Origin of the sequence: Streptomyces sp. CG4, assembly GCF_041080655.1 — a bacterium.
In the GTDB taxonomy this organism is placed as follows: Bacteria; Actinomycetota; Actinomycetes; order Streptomycetales; family Streptomycetaceae; genus Streptomyces.
Map to the genome: position 1 here is coordinate 4,810,843 of NZ_CP163525.1, position 20,103 is coordinate 4,830,945.

Consider the following 20,103-nt stretch of genomic DNA (forward strand, 5'->3'; position numbering starts at 1 on the left):
TGCGGCTACGCGTTCCACCCCCTAAACGGCGCAGCCGGTCCCCCTATCTCCCGCGCAGGGCCGTCTCGATGAGAGTCATCACCGCCGGCGCATGGGAGTTGAGGAAGAAATGACCGCCCGCGAAGACCTCCAGGCCGAAAGCTCCGGTGGTATGCCGTCGCCAGGCCTGCGCCTCCTCGTTCGTGACGTGCGGATCCGCATCCCCGGTGAGGACCGTGACCGGGCAGGAGAGCGCGGAGCCGGGCGTGTACCGGTAGGTCTCCGCCGCCCGGTAGTCGGCGCGGATCGCCGGAAGGAGCATGCGCATGATGTCCTCGTCGCCGAGGACCTGTGCATCGGTTCCGCCGAGCCGCACGATGTCGGCCATCAGCTCCGCGTCGCCCTTCAGGTGCACCTGCTCGTCCCGCACCGTCGAGGGTGCTCGTCGTCCGGAGGCGAACAGCGCCTGGAGCGTGACGCCTTCGCCCTCCAGACGCAGGGCGACCTCGAAGGCCAGGGTGGCCCCGAGGCTGTGCCCGAACAGGACCAGCGCACGGTCGCGCAGCGGCATCAGTTCCCGGGCCAGCGCGTCGGCGAGGGCCGGGACCGAGTCGATGCACGGCTCGTGGCGCCGGTCCTGGCGGCCCGGATACTGGACGGCCAGGACGTCCGCCACACACGACAGCCGCCGGGACACCGGGAAGAAGTACGACGCCGATCCGCCTGCATGCGGCAGGCACACCAAGACCGGCGCTCCCTCGGGAGCGGCGTGGAAGCGCCGGAGCCAGGCACCGCTCTGCACGCTGGTGTCCGCGGTCATGTCAGGCCTTCAGCTCCGGTGCGATGAGGTAGTCGGTGATGTCCTCGGTGTGCTGCTCCCTGCGCCCCAGGGCGGCCTCGACGGCGGAGGCGAGCCGCTCGTGCCGGGCTTCGTCGACGGCGTCACGGTGCGGCGCGAACTGGGGGAGCACCTCGGAGCCGAAGAGTTCCAGCGATTCCATGATGTGCTCGTGGCGGTTCTTGCCGATCTGCACCGAGAAGATGATCTGGTCGACGCCGGCAGCCTCGTAACGCCGGATCATGTCGGTGATCTGTTCGGGCGTGCCGATGCCGCGGCGCAGTGAGGTGATCTGTTCGAGCATGTTCTTGACGTCCTCGGACTGCTCCGCGTCGTCCCCGGTGGGTGCCACGGGTTCACGGACCAGACCGACGCTCGCGCGGTTCTTCTGGAATTCCTCCCACACGCTGGTGCGGCCCGGCTTGTGCTCACCGGAGATGTAGTAGTGCATCAGCGCGTACGAGAAGAAGTGGGCGCCGTCGAGGCCGCGGTCGAGGGCCGTCTCCTCGTCCTGGTGGCACATAAACGGCACGACGACCGAGAAGTTGGGGTTGACGGCCTGCCCGATCGGCACGCACTGCTCGGACTGGAGGATGTCGTAATAGGCGTCGACCCAGCTCTTGGCCTCTTCGGGGGAGACGAAGGAGAAGGAGAGCGCGCCCAGGCCAGCGCGGGCGGCGTCCTCGATGGTGGTACGCGCGGAGCAGGCGAGCCACAGCGGCGGGTGCGGGGTCTGCTTCGGCTTCGGCCGGAGATTGCGCGGGGGCACTTCGACGAACCGTCCCTTGTGGCCGACGAACGGCTCCTCGGTCATCAGGCGCGCGATGACCTTCAGCGATTCGGCCCACTCGTCCTTCTTGGTGGCCCGTTCCACGCCGAAGGCGGCCAGCTCCAGCTGCGAACTGCCGGCACCCGAACCGAACTCGACACGCCCGCCGGAGATCAGGTCGAGCGTGGCGAGGCGCTCGGCGACCCGCACCGGGTGATTCACGGCCGAGGGGAGCTGGACGATGCCGTGTGCCAGGCGGATGTCGCGGGTGCGGGCGGCGGCCGCCCCGAGGAACACCTCGGGCGCTCCGGAGTGCGAGTACTCCTCCAGGAAGTGGTGTTCGGTGACCCAGGCGTAGTCCAGACCGAGCCGGTCGGCCAGTTCGATCTGTTCGAGGGATTCGTTGAACATCCGCTCTTCGCTGTCCTGCTGCCAGGGGCGCGGAAGCTGGTGGTGGTAGATGAGTCCAAAACGCATGTCCACTCCTTGGGAGTCGGTGGTCGAAAAGGAATTGGTCGGTCAGGCCGCCGCCGGCCTGCGGAAGGCGGCGCGGTAGAACAGCAGCGGGTCGGCCTCGTGGTCTCCCGCCTCCAGGTGCAGCACCCGTCCGATCACCAGCCAGTGGTCACCGCCCGGATGCACCGCCTCCACGGCGCAGTCGATCCAGGCGAGCGAACCGGGCAGCGCGGGCGATCCGGTGGCCGGTGCGGGCGCCCAGTCCTGCCCGGCGAACTTGTCGGCCCCGCTCACCGCGAACGCGCGGCACACCTGCTGTTGCGCGGTGCTGAGCACGTTGACGCAGAAGGCCTTCGTCGGCGCGATCCGCGGCCAGGTACGCGAGGACCGGGAGACGGAGAAGGCCACCAGCGGAGGGTCGAGGGAGAGCGAGAAGAAGGACTGGCAGGTCAGCCCGACGGGCACGGTGGCGCCTTCGGCAAGTCCGGTGATGACGGTGACACCGCTGCAGAACCGGCCCAGTACCTGCCGGAACTGTGCGGGGTCGACGCGAGCTTCGTCGCGTGCGGCGGCCTCGGCGTGGGTGGTCATGCGGCAGCCGCCGTGTCTGCGGAGGACGGCGCCTGTTCGAGGATCACGTGCGCGTTGGTGCCGCTGATACCGAACGAGGAGACACCTGCCCGGCGTGGGCGCCCGGTGTCCGGCCAGGGACGTTGCTCGGTCAGCAGCCGGACGGCGCCGGCTTCCCAGTCGACGTGCGGGGTCGGCTCGTCGACGTGCAGCGTCTTGGGCAGCACTCCCTCGCGCAGGGCGAGGATCATCTTGATCAGCGAGGCGGCGCCGGCCGCGCCTTGGGTGTGCCCCAGATTCGACTTGACCGAGCCGAGCCACAGCGGGCGGTCCGCGGGCCGGTCCTGTCCGTACGTCGCAAGGAGTGCCTGTGCCTCGATCGGGTCGCCGAGCCGGGTGGCCGTGCCATGTCCGTCGACCGCGTCCACGTCCTGGTAGCGAAGACCCGCCTGCCCGAGCGCCTTGCGGATGACGCGCTGCTGCGCGGGCCCGTTGGGGGCGGTGATTCCGCTGGAGGCGCCGTCCTGGTTGAGCGCGGTGGCGCGGATGACTGCGTGTATGCGGCGGCCGTTGCGGCGGGCGTCCGAGAGACGTTCGAGAAGCAGCATCGCGGTGCCTTCGCCCCAGCCGGTGCCGTCGGCGCTCGCCGCGTAGGACCGGCAGCGGCCGTCCCTGGACAGGCCTTTTTGCTGGGTGAAGTACTGGAACGTCTCGGGAGCGGCCATCACCGTGACCCCTCCGGCCAGCGCGAGGGCGCACTCGCGCTGACGCAGGGACCTGGCGGCCAGGTGAATCGCCACCAGCGAGGAGGAGCAGGCCGTGTCGACAGTGACCGCCGGCCCCTCCAGGCCGAGTGTGAAGGCGATCCGTCCGCTCACCAGGCTGCCGCCGGTGCTGGCCCCCTCGTACTCGTGGTACATGAGTCCGGCGAAGACCCCGGTGTCGCTGCCGTGCAGGGACAGCGGATCGATCCGGGCGTTCTCCAAGGTCTCCCATGCCGTTTCGAGCAGGAGACGCTGCTGCGGGTCCATCTCCTCGGCCTCGCGCGGCGAGATGCCGAACAGGTCGGCGTCGAACTCCGCGGCGTCATGCAGAAAGGCACCGCGGCGGGTGATCGACTTCTTGGGCCCGCCCTCAGGGTCGTAGAGCGCCTCCACGTCCCAGCCGCGGTCGGTGGGAAAGTCGGTGACGCCGTCGCGACCGTCGAGGAGCATCTGCCACAGGTCCTCGGGGGAATCGACCCCGCCGGAGAAGCGGCAGGCCATGCCGATGACGGCGAGCGGCTCGGCGGCCGCCCGTTCGAGCTCGTCCTTCTGCTTACGCAACCGTTCGTTTTCGATCATGGAGGCGCGCAGCGCATCCACTATCTGGTCGACTTCCATGGTGTCCGCCTCAGCCTTCGTCTCCATCGGAGGTGGCGGCGCCCAGTGCCGCCCGGACCAGGTCCTCCACCGCCATGTCCTTGAGGGCCCCTATGTCAGGCCTGCCGTCGTCCGCCACCGCTCCTGCCCCGGCCGGCCCCCCGGCCGGCTCCGGGCTCGGCGGCGCCAGTTCGTCCAGCAGGAACCGGGCCAGCGACTCGGCATTGGGGTAGTCGAACATCAACGTGGCAGGCAATCGGATGCCGCAGGCCTCGGCGAGGCTGTTGCGCAGTTCGATGGCGGCCAGTGAGTCAAGCCCCTGTTCGGTGAAGCCCCGCCGTACGTCGATCGCGGCGGGCTCGTCGTGCCGGACCTGTGCGACATGGACGCGTACGAGGTCCAGCACGGTACGCAGTCGGTCGGCCTCATCGAGCCCGGCCAAGGTCTCGGCCAGGCTCGGAGCGTGCTCCTCGGGCGCCTGCCCGGCCGGCGCGACCGGCCGCGCCGAAGCGTCCGTGTGCCGAGGGACGCTCGGCACGCCCACGATCTCGCGGAACAGGGCGGGCGGTTCCGCGGCCCGCAGGGTTTCGCGGTCCAGACGGAGAGGGGCGAGCAGCGCCTCATCGATGGTGAGGGCCTCGTCGAACAGCGCGAGGCCGTCACCCGGGTCCATGGCCGGGATGCCGAGCCGGCGCTGCCGCTCGACGACAGCGTCGCCGAGCGCGGCGGCCATGCCGTCGCCGGCCCACAGGTGCCAGGTCAGTGCCGTGGCGGGGAGCCCCTGGACCCTGCGGTGCTGCGCGAGCGCGTTGAGGAACACATTGCCCGCGGCGTAGGAGGCCTGGCCGCCGTTGTCGAAGAAGCCCGTGGTGGAGGAGAACAGTACGAAAGCCCTCAGGTCCAGGTCCCGGGTCAGCTCGTGCAGGTGCCAGGCCGCGTCGATCTTCGGCCGCAGGACGCCGTCCACCCGTTCGGCGGTCAGCGAGGTGACGAGACCGTCGTCGACGACGCCCGCGGCGTGCACGACACCGGTCAGGGGGTGCTCGGCGGGTATGGCGGCGATGAGTCCGGCCAGCGCGCCGCGGTCGGTCACGTCGCAGGCGGCGACGGTGACCTCGGCACCCATCCCGGTCAGATCCGCGCGGAGTGCGGCGGCGCCCGATGCCGCCGGACCGCGTCGGCCGGCCAGCACCAGGTGCCGTACCCCGTGTTCCGCCACCAGGTGCCGGGCCACCAGCGCGCCCAGACCGCCGGTACCACCGGTGATCAGCACCGTTCCGGTGCCGTCCCACGGCCGCGGGGCGTTGCCGACCTGCCGCACCGAGGCCAGCCGCTGAACGTGCGCCCGGCCCTCACGCAGTGCCAGCTCGCTCTCGCCGGTGGCGGCTGCGGCGGCGACCACTCGCGTGGAGGCCTCGGTGCCGTCGGTGTCCAGCAGGACGAACCGGCCGGGGTTCTCCGCCTGCGCGGCTCGGACCAGACCCCACACCGGTGCCTGGGTGACGTCCGGATCCTCGTCGTCGCCGGCCGCGACCGCGCCGCGGGTGGCGATCACGAGCGCCGAGTCGTCGAACCTCGGTTCGCTGAGCCAGAGCCCGACCGCCGCGAGAACGTCGAGGACTGTGCCGCGTGCCGCCTCGCCCGCGTCGCCGCGGCCGGAACCGACCTGGAGCAGGACGTGCGGCGGGACGGTACCGCCGGTGGCGTCGCGCACCTCCTCGAACCGTGGCAGGGTCACACCGTCCGGGGTGAGCGCGAGGCCCTGTGCCCAGGTGAAGCGGAACACCGAGGCCGCTTCCGCCGGCGTCGTGAGGGTCCCCGAGGTGGCGGGCCGGGAGGTCAGCCGCTCGACCGTGGCGACGGGCTGTCCGGTGGCATCCGCCAGCCGCAGCTCGGTGACGTTGCCGCCGAGCCTGCGCAGGTGGACGCGGAGGCCGGTGGCGCCGACCGCATGCAGCGAGACACCGCTCCAGACGAACGGCAGCACGGTGGTGTCGGAGTCGTCCAGCAGGTCGACGTGGCTGGCCGCGTCGAGCAGCGCGGGGTGCAGCCCGAACCGGGCGGCCTCCGCCTGCACGGGCGACGCCGGCGCCACCTCGGCGAACACGTCCTCCCCACGCCGCCACGCCGCCGTCAGCCCCTGGAAGACGGGCCCGTAGCCGTATCCCCGCCCGGCGAGGTCCTCATACGCGCCCGCCACCGCCAGTGGCTCGGCGCCGCTCGGAGGCCACTGCACCAGATCGAAGTCAGCCGCGGCCTTGTCCGATGCCACGGACCCGGACGCGTGCCGCACCCAGGCCCCGGCGGATCCCTCCTGCCGGGAGTGAACGCTCACCGGGCGCGTTCCGGAGGAGTCGGGTCCGCCCACGACCACCTGAATCTGGACGCCGCCGTCCTCGGGCAGCACCAGGGGTGTCTCCATCGTCAGCTCCGCCAGCCGATCGCACCCGACCTCGTCGGCCGCCCGTAGGGCGAGTTCCACGAACGCCGTGCCCGGCAGCAGCACCTCGCCCAGTACCACGTGATCGGCCAGCCACGAGCCGGCCGCCGTCAGCCGACCGGTCAGTACCGCGCCGCCGTCCGGCAGCGACAGAACCGCTCCGAGCAGCGGGTGTCCGGCGTCGGCGAGACCGAGACCGGCCGCGTCGGTCGCTTCGACCTGCTGTGGCGTGAGCCAGAAATGGCGCTTTTCGAAGGAGTACGGCGGCAGGTCGACCCGTCGCGAACCCGGGTACACGGCAGCCGGGTCGGGCCGCACGCCGAGCGCCTGCAGCCGGGCCAGGGCCGCGGTGACCTCGCGCGGCTCGGGCCGGTCGCGCCGCAGGGTGGCCACGAACTCGGCGTCCTGGGCGCACTGCTGCCCCATGGCGGTCAGCACCGCGTCCGGGCCCAGCTCGACGAACGTGCCGACTCCGGCGCTCTCCAGAGCCGTCACGGCCTCGGCGAAGCGGACGCTCTCCCGGACGTGACGGACCCAGTACTCCGGGTCCGCCAGCTCCGCTCCGGTCGCCAAGGATCCGGTCACGGCCGAGACGATCGGGATCGATGGCTCGCCGTACGTCAGCTGCTGCGCGACCGCACGGAAGTCGTCCAGCATCGGCTCCATCAGCGGCGAGTGGAAGGCGTGCGACACCTTCAACCGCGTGGTCCTGCGACCGAGTGCCGAGAAGTGAGCCATGATCCGCAGTGCCTCGGCCTCCGCGCCGGAGACCACCACCGCGGTGGGGCCGTTGACCGCCGCAATGCCCACCTCGCCGGTCAGCTGCGCGCGCACCTCGTCCTCGGTGGCTTGCACGGCGACCATCGCACCGCCCTTGGGCAGTGCCTGCATCAACCGCCCTCGCGCCACCACCAGCTTCGCCGCGTCCGCCGTCGAAAGCACCCCGGACACCTGCGCTGCCGCGATCTCACCAATCGAGTGCCCCGCCAGGTAGTCCGCCCGGACACCCCACGACTCCACCAGCCGGTACAGCGCCACCTCCACGGCGAACAGGGCGGGCTGGGCGAACTCGGTCCGGTCGAGCATCCGTTCGTCCTCGCCCCACAGCACCTCCCGCAGCGGCAGGTCCAGCTCGGCGAGTACGGCGTCGAAGGCCTCCGCGAACACCGGGAATGCCTCGTACAGTCCCCGGCCCATCCCCAGCCGCTGCGCGCCCTGTCCCGTGAACAGGAACGCCGTCAGGCTGTCGGAGCGGTCGCGCGCCGTGACGCTGCCGGGCCACGGGCCGCCCTGCGCCAGGGCCGTGAGGGCCCGCACGGCCTCGTCGCGGTCCGCAGCGGTCAAGGCCACACGATGGTCGAGGGCCGCGCGCGAGGTCACCAGAGAGGCGGCGATGTCGAGCAGACGCAGCTCGGGGCGCTCCTCCAGGTGGGCGAGCAGACGCTCGGCCTGAGCCGGCAGGCTCTGCGCGTTCTTGGCGCTGAGCAGGACCGGCAGCACGGGCGGGACCGAGCCGTCCACTGCCGCGTCGGGAGTTTCCGGAGCCTGCGGGGCCTCCTCGAGGATGATGTGGGCGTTGGTACCGCTCAGGCCGAAGGAGGAGACGGCGGCCCGCCGCGGTCCCGTGCCTTCCGGCCATGGCATGCCCTCGGTCAGCAGCCGCACCGCACCGGCCGACCAGTCGACGTGGGGTGAAGGCTCGTCGACGTGGAGGGTCTTGGGCAGATAGGCATGGCGCAGCGACATGACCGCCTTGATCACGCCGCTGACACCGGCCGCGGCCTGGGCGTGCCCGATGTTGGACTTGACCGAGCCGAGCCACACCGGCCGGTCCGCGGGGCGGCCCTGCCCGTACGTCGCGAGCAGCGCCTGGGCCTCGATCGGGTCGCCGAGCCGAGTTCCCGTGCCATGCCCCTCGACGAGGTCGATGTCCGCCGTGCCGAGTCCGGCCGCGCGCAGCGCGTCTTCGATCACGCGTTCCTGGGAGGGGCCGTTGGGCGCTGTCAGGCCGTTGCTGGCTCCGTCCTGGTTGATCGCCGAGCCCTTGATCACGGCGAGCACCGGGTGGCCCTTGGCTCGCGCGGCGGACAGGCGCTCCACCGCGAGCAGCCCGATGCCCTCGGACCAGCCGGTGCCGTCGGCCGCGGCGGCGAACGACTTGCACCGCGCGTCGGGCGCGAGACCGCGCTGCATGCTGAAGTCCACGAAGATGTCCGGCGTGGGCATGACGGTGACACCGCCCGCGAGAGCCATGTCGATCTCGCCTTGACGCAGCGCCTGGCAGGCCATGTGCAGCGCGACCAGCGACGAGGAGCAGGCCGTGTCGACGGTGACCGCGGGGCCTTCGAGGCCGAGCGTGTAGGCGATGCGTCCCGAGGCGATGCTGCCGGCGCTGCCGTTGCCGACGTAGCCGGCCAGGTCGTCGGGTATCCGCCCGGCCTGGGTGCCATACTCGTGGTACATCGAGCCGATGTACACGCCGGTCCGAGTGCCACGCATCGTGGTGGGGTCGACGCCGGTGCGCTCCAGAGCCTCCCACGCGGCCTCGAGAAGCAGCCGCTGCTGCGGGTCCATCGCCAGCGCCTCGCGGGGCATGATGCCGAAGAACTCCGGGTCGAACTCGCCCGCGTCGTGCAGGAATCCGCCCTCGACCGTGTAGGTGCGCCCCGGAGTGCCAGGTTCGGAGTCGTACAGTCCCTCCGGGTCCCAGCCGCGGTCCTCCGGGAAGGGGGTGACGGCGGTCCGCTCCTCGTGGACCAGGCGCCACAGACCGTCGGCGTCCCGGACGCCGCCGGGGAAGCGGCAGCTGATGCCGACGATCACGATCGGGTCGTCGGCGGTTCCCTGGGTCGTGGCGGACGGATTCCGGGCGGGGGCGGAAAGTGCCGGGGCCGCGACACCGGACCTGTCCTTGATCAGATCCGCGACGGCCCGGCAGTTGGGGTGGTCGAAGACGAGCGTGGCAGGCAGTCGCAGGCCGGTGGCACCGTTCAGCGCGTTGCGCAGTTCGACGGCGGCGAGGGAGTCGAAGCCCAGTTCCCGGAACGCCTTGTCCGGGCCGACCGAGTCGATGCCGCTGTGGCCGAGGATAGCGGCGACCCGGCCGCGGACCAGCTCCAGGACGGCGCGGTCGCGTTCGGCCTCGCCCAGCCCGGCCAGTCGTGCGGCGAAGGTGTCCTTCGCACCGTCGCCACCGGCGTGGACCGCGCGGCGCGCGGCATCGCGGACCAGGCCCCGCAACAGCGCGGGCAGTGAGTCGGTCCTGGCGCTCAGCGCGGCTCGGTCGACACGCAGCGGGGTGAGCTGGTGGGCGCCGGTGGCGAGGCCCGCGTCGAACAGGGCGAGGGCTTCGTCGGCGGCGAGGACGGGCAGGCCGAGCCGGCGCATCCGTTCCCGGTCGGCATCGGTGACGGCACCCATCCCGGTATCGACGTCCCACATCCCGAACGCGAGCGCCGTGGCCGGCAGACCGGCGGACTTCCGGTGATGGGCGAGTGCGTCGAGGAAGACGTTGGCCGCCGCGTAGGTCCCCTGGCCGACGGCGAGTACCGTTCCGCCCGCCGAGGAGAGCAGCACGAAGGCCTTCAGGTCGAGGTCCCGGGTCAGCTCGTGCAGGTGCCAGGCGGCGTCCGCCTTGGGCCGCAGCACGGTGTCGAACCGGTCGGCGGTCAGGGACGTCACCAGTCCGTCGTCGACGACTCCCGCGGCGTGGACCACCGCGGTCAGCGGATGCTCGGCAGGGATCCCGGCCAGCACCCGCGCCACCTGCGCACGGTCCGACACATCGGCCGCGACCACCGCGACCCGCGCACCCAGCCCCTCCAGCTCACCCACCAGCTCGGCCGCGCCGGGCGCGGCCCCACCACTACGGCTCACCAGAACCAGACGCCGCACCCCGTGCGCCACGACCAGATGCCGCGCCACCAACGCACCCAGACCACCCGTACCGCCCGTCACCAGCACCGAGCCCGCACCCGTCCACGGCAGCTCCGCTCCCCCACCGTCGGCAACGGGAACCAGTCGAGGCACGGACACTTGACCGCAATGGACGGCGAGTTCGGGTTCATGAGTCGCGGCGGCCTCGGCGAGGACGGCGAGGGACTCGTCCCGTCCGTCCGTGTCGAGCAGCGCGAACCGGCCCGGATGCTCGGCCTCGGCAGCCCGCACCAGACCCCACACCGGGGCCTGTGCCAGGTCGAGCGTGTCTCCGAGCCGAGCGGCGACGGCATGCCGGGTGACGACGACGAGCCGGGAGCGGGCGAACCGCTCGTCCGCGAGCCATGCGCGTATCGTCGCCAGAACGTGGGCGGACAGGGCGCGGACGCCGGCCGGTACATCGCCCTCGGGGAAGGACGGCAGCGGCGCGATGACCGTGGCCGGGACCTGTGCGCCCTGGTCGACCGCGGCGCCGAGGGCGGCGAGGTCGGCGAACTCCGGTATCCGCGCGTCGGCTTCGGACAGCCCGGGCAGCCGTACTACGGACGTGTCAGCGCCCTCCGGGAGCGGGATCCGCGTCCAGGAGGTCCGGAAGACAGACGCGTCGCGACGGCCGCTGGCCGCAGCGAGCCGACCGGGGGCGACAGGACGCGAGATGAGTTCCTCGACGGTGGCGACGGGCTGGCCGGCGGCGTCGGCGACCCACATGGCGGACCGCTCGTCGCCGCTCAACCGGCGTATGTGAACACGCAGTTCGGTGGCGCCGACGGCATGGAGCGTCACCCCGTTCCAGACGAACGGGAGCAGGGTGTCGCCGGCCGCCGCCCCGTCCGCACCGAGCAGATCGACGTGCATGGCGGCGTCGAGGAGGGCTGGATGCAGTCCGAAGCGGGCCGCCTCCGTGTGCGCCCCGGCCTCCAGGGACACTTCCGCGAACACATCCTCGCCCCGCCGCCAGGCAGCCCGCAGTCCGCGAAACGCCGGCCCGTAGCCGTAGCCACGACCCGCGAGGGCCTCGTACGCACCCTCCACGACCAGTGGTTCGGCGCCGGGCGGCGGCCACTGCGCCAGGTCGAACGCGGCAGCCCGGTCGGCGCTCACCGTCACGGAGCCGGATGCGTGCCGCAGCCAGGCGCCGGAGCCGCCCTCGATCCGCGAGTGCACGGTCACCGGGCGGGCACCGGCCGCATCCGCGCCGCCCACCACGACCTGCACCTGGACCGCGTCATGTTCCGGCAGAACGAGCGGCGCCTCCAGCGTCAGCTCCTCCAGCCGGCCGCAGCCGACCTCGTCACCCGCTCGCACCGCCAACTCCACGAAGGCGGTCCCCGGTAGCAGCACACTGCCCAGCACCACGTGGTCGGCCACCCAGGAACCGGCTGCCGACAGGCGCCCTGTCAGGACCGCCCCGCCGTCGGGGCCGGGTGCGCCGACCAGTGCGCTGAGCACCGGATGGTTGACCGGGGTCAGACCGGCGGCGGCGACATCGCCCACCGGGGCGAGGGTGGCGTCCAGCCAGTAGCGGCTGCGCTGGAAGGCGTAGGTCGGCAGGTCGGCACTGAGCACGGGGGCGGCGGAGGTACCGAAGTAGGCGCTCCAGTCGACCGGCGTGCCCAGCTCGTGCAGTCGGCCGAGCGCGGACACAATGTCGAGGGCCTCGGCCCGGTTGCGGCGCAGCGAGTGAACGAACTCGCCGTCGGGCTGCACCTGGTGGCCCATCGCGGTCAGCACGGCATCCGGACCGATCTCCAGGAAGACGGTCACCGCCTCGGCTTCGAGTACGCGCAGGGCGTCGGCGAAACGGACGGACTCGCGCACGTGCCGCACCCAGTACTCGGGATCCGTCAGCTCCGCCGACGCGATCCGCCCCGTCAGCGTCGACACGAACGGCAGCGACGGCTCCGCGAGCGCGAGCTCCTCCACCACCGAACGGAACTCGTCGAGCATCGGCTCCATCAGCGGCGAATGAAACGCGTGCGAGACCTTCAGCCGGGTCGTCTTGCGGCCCAGCTCCTCGAAGTGGGCCCTGATCCGCAGCACCTCGGCCTCGGCACCGGAGACGACCACCGCGGACGGGCCGTTGACGGCGGCGATCCCCGCACCTTCCGACAGCAGCGGAACGACCTCGTCCTCGGCCGCCTGCAACGCCACCATCGCCCCGCCCTCCGGCAGGGCCTGCATCAGCCGGCCGCGCGCCGAGACGAGCCTGGCCGCGTCCGCCAAGGACAGCACTCCGGCCACATGCGCGGCCGCGATCTCACCGATCGAATGCCCCGCCACCCAGTCGGGGCCGACACCCCACGACTGCAGCAGCCGGACGAGTGCCACCTCGACGGCGAACAGCGCCGGCTGCGTGTACTCCGTGCGGTTCAGGACATGCTCGTCGTCCCCCCACACCACCTCGCGCAACGGCAGGTCCAGCGCGGCGAGTACTGCGTCGAAGGCCTGCGCGAACACCGGGAACGTCTCGTACAGCTCACGGCCCATTCCCAGCCGCTGCGGGCCCTGCCCCGTGAACAGGAAGGCGCGTGTGCGCGTGGCCGCCTCGGTGATGCCCTCGCCCGAGGCGATCTCCTCAAGGGCGCGCCCGAGATCCGCGCGACTCGTGCCGAGCGCCACCGCCCTGTGGTCCAGTGCCGCGCGCGAGGCCGCCAGAGCCTGCCCGACGGCGGTGAGCTCGTCGTCGGGCACGGTCTCAAGGTAGGAACGAAGGCGCTCTGCCTGCGCGGCCACCGCCTGCGGGCTCTTGCCCGAGATCCGCCACGGCAGGACCGGCGCCGAGCGGCGTTCGGGCGCGGGCTGGGGCTGCCCGGCCTCCTCGAGGATGACATGGGCGTTGGTGCCACTGATACCGAACGCGGAGACACCGGCCCGGCGCGGGCGCCCGGGTGTGGCGGGCCACTCCCGGGCACTGGCCAGCAGTTCCACCGCGCCGTCCGACCAGTCGACCTTCGCAGTGGGCTCGTCGACGTGCAGGGTCCGGGGCAGGGTTCCCGCGCGCATCGCCATGACCATCTTGATGATCCCGGCGACTCCTGCGGCGGCCTGCGTGTGACCGAGGTTCGACTTGACGGAACCGAGGAACAGGGGGAAGCCGTTCTCCGGGCGCTGTCTGCCGTACGTGTTCAGCAGGGCCTGTGCCTCGATGGGGTCACCGAGTGTGGTGCCCGTTCCGTGCGCCTCGACCGCGTCGACCTGGTCGGGCGTCACTCCGGCGGTCGCAAGGGCCTGCTGGATGACGCGTTCCTGGGAGGGTCCGTTGGGGGCGGTCAGGCCATTGCTGGCGCCATCCTGGTTGATCGCCGAACCCCTGACCACGGCGAGCACCCGGTGGCCGTTGCGGCGGGCGTCCGAGAGACGTTCCAGGAGCAGCATGCCCGCCCCTTCGCCCCAGCCGGTGCCATCGGCGGCCTCGGCGAACGACTTGCAGCGGCCGTCCGACGCCAGGCCCCGCTGACGGCTCATGTCGACGAACGTGTCCGGGGTCGACATCACGCTGACGCCGCCGGCGAGAGCCAGCGAGCACTCGGAGCGGCGCAGCGCCTGGATCGCCCAGTGCAGCGCGACCAGCGATGACGAGCAGGCGGTGTCGACGGAGACCGCAGGTCCTTCGAGACCGAAGACGTAGGAGAGCCGGCCGGAGAGGACACTGGCGAGGCTGCCGTTGCCCAGATACCCGGCGACCTCCTCGGGTACGTCCGTGATGCGGGAGGCCCAGTCGTGGTACATGACGCCTGCGAAGACGCCGGTGTCGCTGCCGCGCACCGCGTGGGGGTCGATGCCCGCACGCTCGAACGCCTCCCAGGTGATCTCGAGCAGAAGACGCTGCTGCGGGTCCATGGCCAGGGCCTCGCGCGGGCTGACGCCGAACGGCTCCGGGTCGAAGTCGGCGGCGTCGTGCAGGAACCCGCCCCTGTTGCTGGAGCTCTTGCCGGAGACGCCCGGCTCGGGGTCGTACAAGCCCTGGTCCCAGCCGCGGTCGGTGGGCCAGGGGGTGATGGCGTCGCGCCCCTGGGCGACCAGCTGCCAGAGCTGCTCCGGAGTGCTGACGTCACCGGGGAAGCGGCAGGCCATGGCGATGATGGCGATCGGCTCGTCGTTCCGGGTGGCGGCGGGCCGTGCGGGCAGGTGGGCGGGCGCCGGACCGGCGTCGGTGAGCCGGGAGGCGAGGTGTTCCGCCAGCGCCTTCGGGTTGGGGTAGTCGAAGATCAGTGTGGCGGGCAGCCGCAGGCCGGTAGCGGCCTTGAGCTGGTTGCGCAGCTCCACGGCAGCCAGGGAGTCGAACCCGGTCTCGCTGAACGAGCGGGTGGCGTCCACGTCCACGGCGCTGTCGTGCCCGAGCACGACGGCCACCTGACGGCGGACGAGGTCGAGGAGTGCGTCGGCGCGCTCCGCGTCGGCGAGCCCGGCGAGGCTCTGGACGAGCCCTTCGGTCAGGGGGGCGCCCGGCGTGGAGGCGGCGGCGCGGCGCACCGGCGTGCGCACGAGCCGGGACAGCAGCGGGTGCACCGCGTCAGCCCGGGCTGCCAGAGCCCGCCGGTCCACGCGGACCGGGACATGCGCGGCGTGGCCACTGGTCAGGGCCGCGTCGAAGAGGGCGAGGTTCTCGTCGGGGCCGAGCGGTTCGAGACCGAGACGGGCGATGCGCCGCAGAGCAGCCTCGTCAAGACGGGCTCCCATGCCTCGGTCGCCCGTCCACAGTCCCCAGGCGAGCGAGGTGGCGGCCAGGCCCTGACCCCGGCGGTGGTGGGCGAGCGCGTCGAGAAAGACGTTGGCCACCGCGTAGTTGGCCTGCCCGGCGCCGTCGAGATATCCGGCGACGGACGAGAACAGCACGAAGGCCTTCAGGTCGAGGTCCCGGGTCAGCTCGTGCAGGTGCCAGGCGGCGTCCGCCTTGGGCCGCAGCACGGTGTCGAACCGGTCGGCGGTCAGGGACGTCACCAGTCCGTCGTCGACGACTCCCGCGGCGTGGACCACCGCGGTCAGCGGATGCTCGGCAGGGATCCCGGCCAGCACCCGCGCCACCTGCGCACGGTCCGACACATCGGCCGCGACCACCGCGACCCGCGCACCCAGCCCCTCCAGCTCACCCACCAGCTCGGCCGCGCCGGGCGCGGCCCCACCACTACGGCTCACCAGAACCAGACGCCGCACCCCGTGCGCCACGACCAGATGCCGCGCCACCAACGCACCCAGACCACCCGTACCGCCCGTCACCAGCACCGAGCCCGCACCCGTCCACGGCAGCTCCGCTCCCCCACCGTCGGCAACGGGAACCAGTCGAGGGGCGTAGAGGCGGCTGCCCCTGACAGCGAGTTCAGGCTCGCCGGCGGCGGTCAGGACGGCCCTCAGCTCCGGGTCGTCATGACGGGAGCCGGCGTCCAGGTCCGCCAGCACGATCCGGCCCGGGTGCTCGGCCTGCGCTGAGCGCACCAGACCCCACACCGGGGCCTGGGCCAGGTCCAGGACGTCCGACCCGGCCGCGGCGACGGCGCCACGGGTGAGGACGAGAACGCGGGACTCGTCGTCCTCGGCGAGAAGCTTCCGCAGTTGATCGAGGACCCGTCCGGTAACCGCGCGAACCGTGGCGGACATGTCCTGCGCATCCCTGGGCGTCTGGACCGGTTCCAGGACGACGGCCGGCGGCCGGTCCTCGGCGGCAGCCGACGGGACCTCGTACCAGTCGAGGCGCATCGGCAGTTCGGTGTGCGCCTCGCCGGAACGCAGCGCGTCCTGGTCCAGCGGACGTGCCACGACGCTGTCCACGCGGGCGACGGGCGCACCGGTCCCGTCGTACAGGTGCAGCGCGGCGGCATCGGGTCCGTCCGACAGGATCCGCACCCGCAGCACGGACGCTCCCCTGGCGTACAGGGAGAGTCCGCTCCAGCTGAAGGGCACCCGGTTGGGAGCGGCGTCGGGGTGGTCGGCGGCCAGATCGGTGGACTGCAGTACGGCGTCGAGCAGCGCGGGGTGCAGGGTGAACGCGGCAGCGTCGGCGGCCACGTCGGCCGGCAGCTCCACCTCGGCGTAGGCGGCCTCCTCCGAGCGCCACACGGCGCGCAGTCCGCGGAAGGCGGGGCCGTAGGCGTAGCCGTCGTCCGCCATCCGCTCGTACAGGCCCGTGAGGTCGACCGGCTGGGCCCCGGCCGGCGGCCACCGGCCGTGGTCGGGCAGCGGGGCCGGAGCGAGTGCCGCGTCGGGGCTGATGACGGCGGTGGCGTGCCGGGTCCAAGGCACGTCCTCCGGGGCCGACTCGGCGCGGGAGTGGAAGGAGAGGTCGCGGCGGCCGGAGGCATCGGGTGCGGAGACGACGGCCTGCAGCACCACGCCGCCGGGGCGGTCGAGGACGAGCGGGGCCAGCAGGTTGAGTTCGTCGATCTGCGCGCAGCCGACCTGGTCCGCGGCCTGCACGGCGAGTTCCACGAACGCGGTACCGGGCAGCAGCGTGGCGCCGACGATACGGTGGTCGGCCAGCCAGGGCTGAGTGGCTGTGGACAGGCGGCCCGTGAGCACGACGCCGCCCCCGTCCGCCAGCGGAACGGCCGCGGCAAGCATCGGGTGATCGAGAGCGAGCTGCCCGTGCGCAGCGGCGTCGCCCGTCCGGGCGGGCGACACGAGCCAGTAGCGGCGTCCCTGGAAGGGGTAGGTAGGCAGGTCGACGCGGAGCGGGCTCGCGGGGTGCAGGGCGGCGAAGTCGACGGCGGCGCCCCGTACGTGCACCTCACCGAGAGACGACAGCAGTACGTGGACGGCGTCCCTGCCGCGCCGCTGCCCGGCGACGAAGGCGAGAGCACTGGTGTCGCCTTCGTCGGCGACGGCGGCACGGGCCATCGCCGAGAGCACGGCGTCCGGGCCGAGTTCGAGGAAGGTGGTCACACCGGCATCGCGCAGGGCACGTGTCCCGTCCGCGAAGCGCACGGTCTCCCGCACGTGGCGAACCCAGTACTCGGGAGAGCAGAGTTCCTCGGCGGCGGCGACGCGGCCGGTCACGTGAGAAACGACCGGGATCGTGGGGAGCTGGTAGTCGATGACGCTCGCCACCCGGCCGAACTCGGCGAGCATGGGTTCCATGAGCGGGGAGTGGAACGCGTGCGAGACCCGCAGCCGCTTTGTTCTGCGCCCCAGTTGACGGAAGTGGTCCTGGATGCGCAGGACTTCTGTTTGGTCGCCGGAGACGACGACGGCGTCGGGCCCGTTGACGGCGGCGATACTCACCCGCTCGCCGAGCAGCTCGCATGCCTCGTCCTCTGTGGCCTGCAAGGCGACCATTGCGCCGTCGGCGGGCAGTGCCTGCATGAGGCGCCCGCGCGCGGCGACCAGGGTAGCGGCGTCCTCGAGGGACAGTACGCCGGCGACATGCGCGGCACTCAGCTCGCCCAGGGAGTGTCCGGCCACGAAGTCGGGACGCAGGCCCCACGACTCCACCAACCGGAACAGGGCGACCTCGAGAGCGAACAGCGCGCTCTGCGCGTACGCCGTCCGATCGAGGAGCGCGGCATCCTCGGAACCCTCGGGCGCGAACATCACGTGCCACAGGGAACGTTCGAGCTGAAGGTCCAGGTGGCCGATGGCGGCGTCCAGCGCCTGCGCGAACACCGGATAGGTCTCGTACAGCGCGCTTGCCATGGCGGGGAACTGGCTGCCCTGGCCGGTGAAGAGCAGGGCGAGCCGGCCGGAGTTCGCCGTCCCCCGGGTGACCGCTCGGTCGGTGATGTCGTCGGCGACGGCGGTCAGGGCGCGCACCAGCTCGTCGCGGCTCTCGGTCACGACGGCGACGCGATGCCGATGCACGGCCCGCGTGGTGGCCAGGGCCCTGCCGAGCGCGGCCGGAGTGATCTCGTCACGTTCGCGCAGCAGGTCCGCCAGCAGGCCGGCCTGGACACGCAGGGCATTCTCGCTGCGTGCCGACAACGCCAAGGATGACCAGGCACCGTCGGAGACGGTGTGCCCGGGGCCGTCGGTGGTCTCCTCGGGATCCTGGGGCGGCTCCTCCAGGATGACGTGCGCGTTGGTGCCACTGACGCCGAAGGAGGAGACACCGGCTCGGCGAGGACCGGACTCGCTGTGCCACGGCAGCTCTTCGGTGAGCAGCCGGACAGTCCCCGCCGACCAGTCGACGTTGGGCGAAGGCCTGTCCACATGCAGGGTGCGGGGCATGATCCCGGCCCGCATCGCCATGATCACCTTGATCACTCCGGCCGCCCCTGCGGCGGCCTGAGTGTGGCCGATGTTCGACTTCACCGAGCCCAGACGCAGTGGCCGGTCGGGGTGGTGCTCTTGACCGTACGTGGCGATCAGGGCACTTGCCTCGATCGGATCGCCCAGCGTGGTACCCGTGCCATGGGCCTCGACCAGGTCCACGTCCCCCGCGCTCAGTCCCGCCTCGGTGAGTGCGGCGCGCACCACCTGCTGCTGGGCAGGTCCGCTGGGGGCGGTGATGCCGTTACTGGCACCGTCCTGGTTGATCGCGGTGCCCTTGACGAGAGCAAGCACCTGGTGGCCGTTGCGACGCGCGTCGGAAAGCCGTTCGAGGACGAAGACGCCGACGCCTTCGGAGAAGCCGGTGCCGTCGGCGGCCTCCGCGAACGGCTTGCAGATTCCGTCGGGGGCCAGGCCGCGCTGTCGGCTGAAGGCGGTGAAGGTGCCGGGGCCGCCCATGACGGCCACGCCTCCTGCCAGCGCGAGATCCGACTCCCCGTCCCTCAGCGACCGCGCGGCCAGGTGCAGGGCGACGAGGGAGGAGGAGCATGCGGTGTCGACGGTGAGGGTCGGGCCCTCGAGATCGAGTGTGTAGGCGACCCGGCCGGAGATGACGCTGGGCGCGTTGCCGGTCAGCAGATAGCCGTCGAGTCCGTCGGGAGCCTCGTGCAGCCGGATGCCGTACTCCTGCGCCTCGGCGCCGATGAACACGCCGGTGCGGCTGCCCCGCAGGCTGTCGGGGACGACACCGGCGCGCTCCAGCGCTTCCCATGCCGTCTCCAGAACGAGGCGCTGCTGGGGGTCCATGGCGAGCGCCTCGCGGGGCGAGATACCGAAGAAGTCGGCGTCGAAGTCGCCGGCGTCGGCGAGGAATCCGCCGTGCCGTACGTAGGTGCTGCCAGGGGTCTGCGGGTCCGGGTCGTAGAGGGCATCGAGGTCCCAGCCCCGGTCCGTGGGGAAGGGATCGACGATGTGCCGCCCGTCGGCGATCAGCTGCCACAACTGCTGGGGGGAACGCACGCCGCCGGGATAGCGGCAGCCGATGCCGACGATGGCGATCGGCTCGTCGGAGTCGGTGCGGCGCACGGGGGAGGGAGTGCCACGGTCGGACGGCGACTCCGGACCGAGCAGTTCGCTGCGCAGGTGCTCGGCGAGTTCGGCGGGGGTGGCGTGGTCGAAGCCGACGGTGGGCGGCAGGGCGAGCCCGGTCTCGGCGCTCAGGTGCTGTTGCAGCGCCACCAGTGCGAGTGAGTCCAGACCCTGCTCCCGGAAGGCACGGTCCGCGACGAACGGCGCGGCCTCCTTCTCCTGGTCCGTCTGTCCGGCGGCATCCCTGAGCACCCGCCCGGCACTGGAACACACCAGGTCGAGCAGGCGGCGTACCTGCTCGCTCGGCGGCAGCGACTCAAGTCGGGCACTCCCGAGGTGGGAACCAAGGCTTTCATGCCCGCTCATCGGCATACTCCACACTCTGTTCTGGTGACGTCACAGAAAACTGGGCTCGGTGAATGACCGGTGACAGGACCGGACTTGCGACTCTAGGTCGGGCACAAAG

General features: G+C 72.1%; 5 protein-coding genes. All 5 read right to left on the bottom strand.

The genetic code is table 11. The features are described from left to right. Positions 1-43 precede the first annotated feature (43 nt). From AB5L52_RS21755 to AB5L52_RS21775, 5 genes are read right to left on the bottom strand one after another with little or no spacing between them, the layout of a single operon-like run. Positions 44-799, bottom strand: a complete 756-nt coding sequence (locus AB5L52_RS21755) for an alpha/beta fold hydrolase (RefSeq protein WP_351577118.1) — start codon at positions 797-799, stop codon at positions 44-46. A 1-nt stretch (position 800) separates the two neighbouring features. Beyond that, positions 801-2,063 (bottom strand): LLM class flavin-dependent oxidoreductase, encoded by a 1,263-nt coding sequence (locus AB5L52_RS21760; RefSeq protein WP_351577115.1) that lies wholly within the window; start codon positions 2,061-2,063, stop codon positions 801-803. A gap of 42 nt (positions 2,064-2,105) precedes the next feature. Continuing rightward, a complete protein-coding gene (locus tag AB5L52_RS21765; protein WP_351577113.1) occupies positions 2,106-2,633 on the bottom strand; it encodes a flavin reductase family protein in 528 nt (175 codons plus the stop codon). Beyond that, positions 2,630-4,021, bottom strand: coding sequence for a beta-ketoacyl synthase N-terminal-like domain-containing protein (locus tag AB5L52_RS21770; protein WP_351577111.1), 1,392 nt, complete (start codon positions 4,019-4,021; stop codon positions 2,630-2,632). Before AB5L52_RS21770 ends, AB5L52_RS21765 begins: the two co-directional genes overlap by 4 nt. After that, positions 4,005-20,003: an SDR family NAD(P)-dependent oxidoreductase gene (locus AB5L52_RS21775; RefSeq protein ID WP_369365725.1), complete on the bottom strand. Its 15,999-nt coding sequence runs from the start codon at positions 20,001-20,003 to the stop codon at positions 4,005-4,007. Before AB5L52_RS21775 ends, AB5L52_RS21770 begins: the two co-directional genes overlap by 17 nt. Positions 20,004-20,103 lie beyond the last annotated feature (100 nt).

Excerpts from the sequence above, each read along its gene's own strand:
- AB5L52_RS21765 (WP_351577113.1), bottom strand. The coding sequence starts at position 2,633 with ATGACCACCCACGCCGAGGCCGCCGCACGCGACGAAGCTCGCGTCGAC.
- AB5L52_RS21770 (WP_351577111.1), bottom strand. The coding sequence starts at position 4,021 with ATGGAGACGAAGGCTGAGGCGGACACCATGGAAGTCGACCAGATAGTG.
- AB5L52_RS21760 (WP_351577115.1), bottom strand. The coding sequence starts at position 2,063 with ATGCGTTTTGGACTCATCTACCACCACCAGCTTCCGCGCCCCTGGCAG.
- AB5L52_RS21755 (WP_351577118.1), bottom strand. The coding sequence starts at position 799 with ATGACCGCGGACACCAGCGTGCAGAGCGGTGCCTGGCTCCGGCGCTTC.
- AB5L52_RS21775 (WP_369365725.1), bottom strand. The coding sequence starts at position 20,003 with ATGAGCGGGCATGAAAGCCTTGGTTCCCACCTCGGGAGTGCCCGACTT.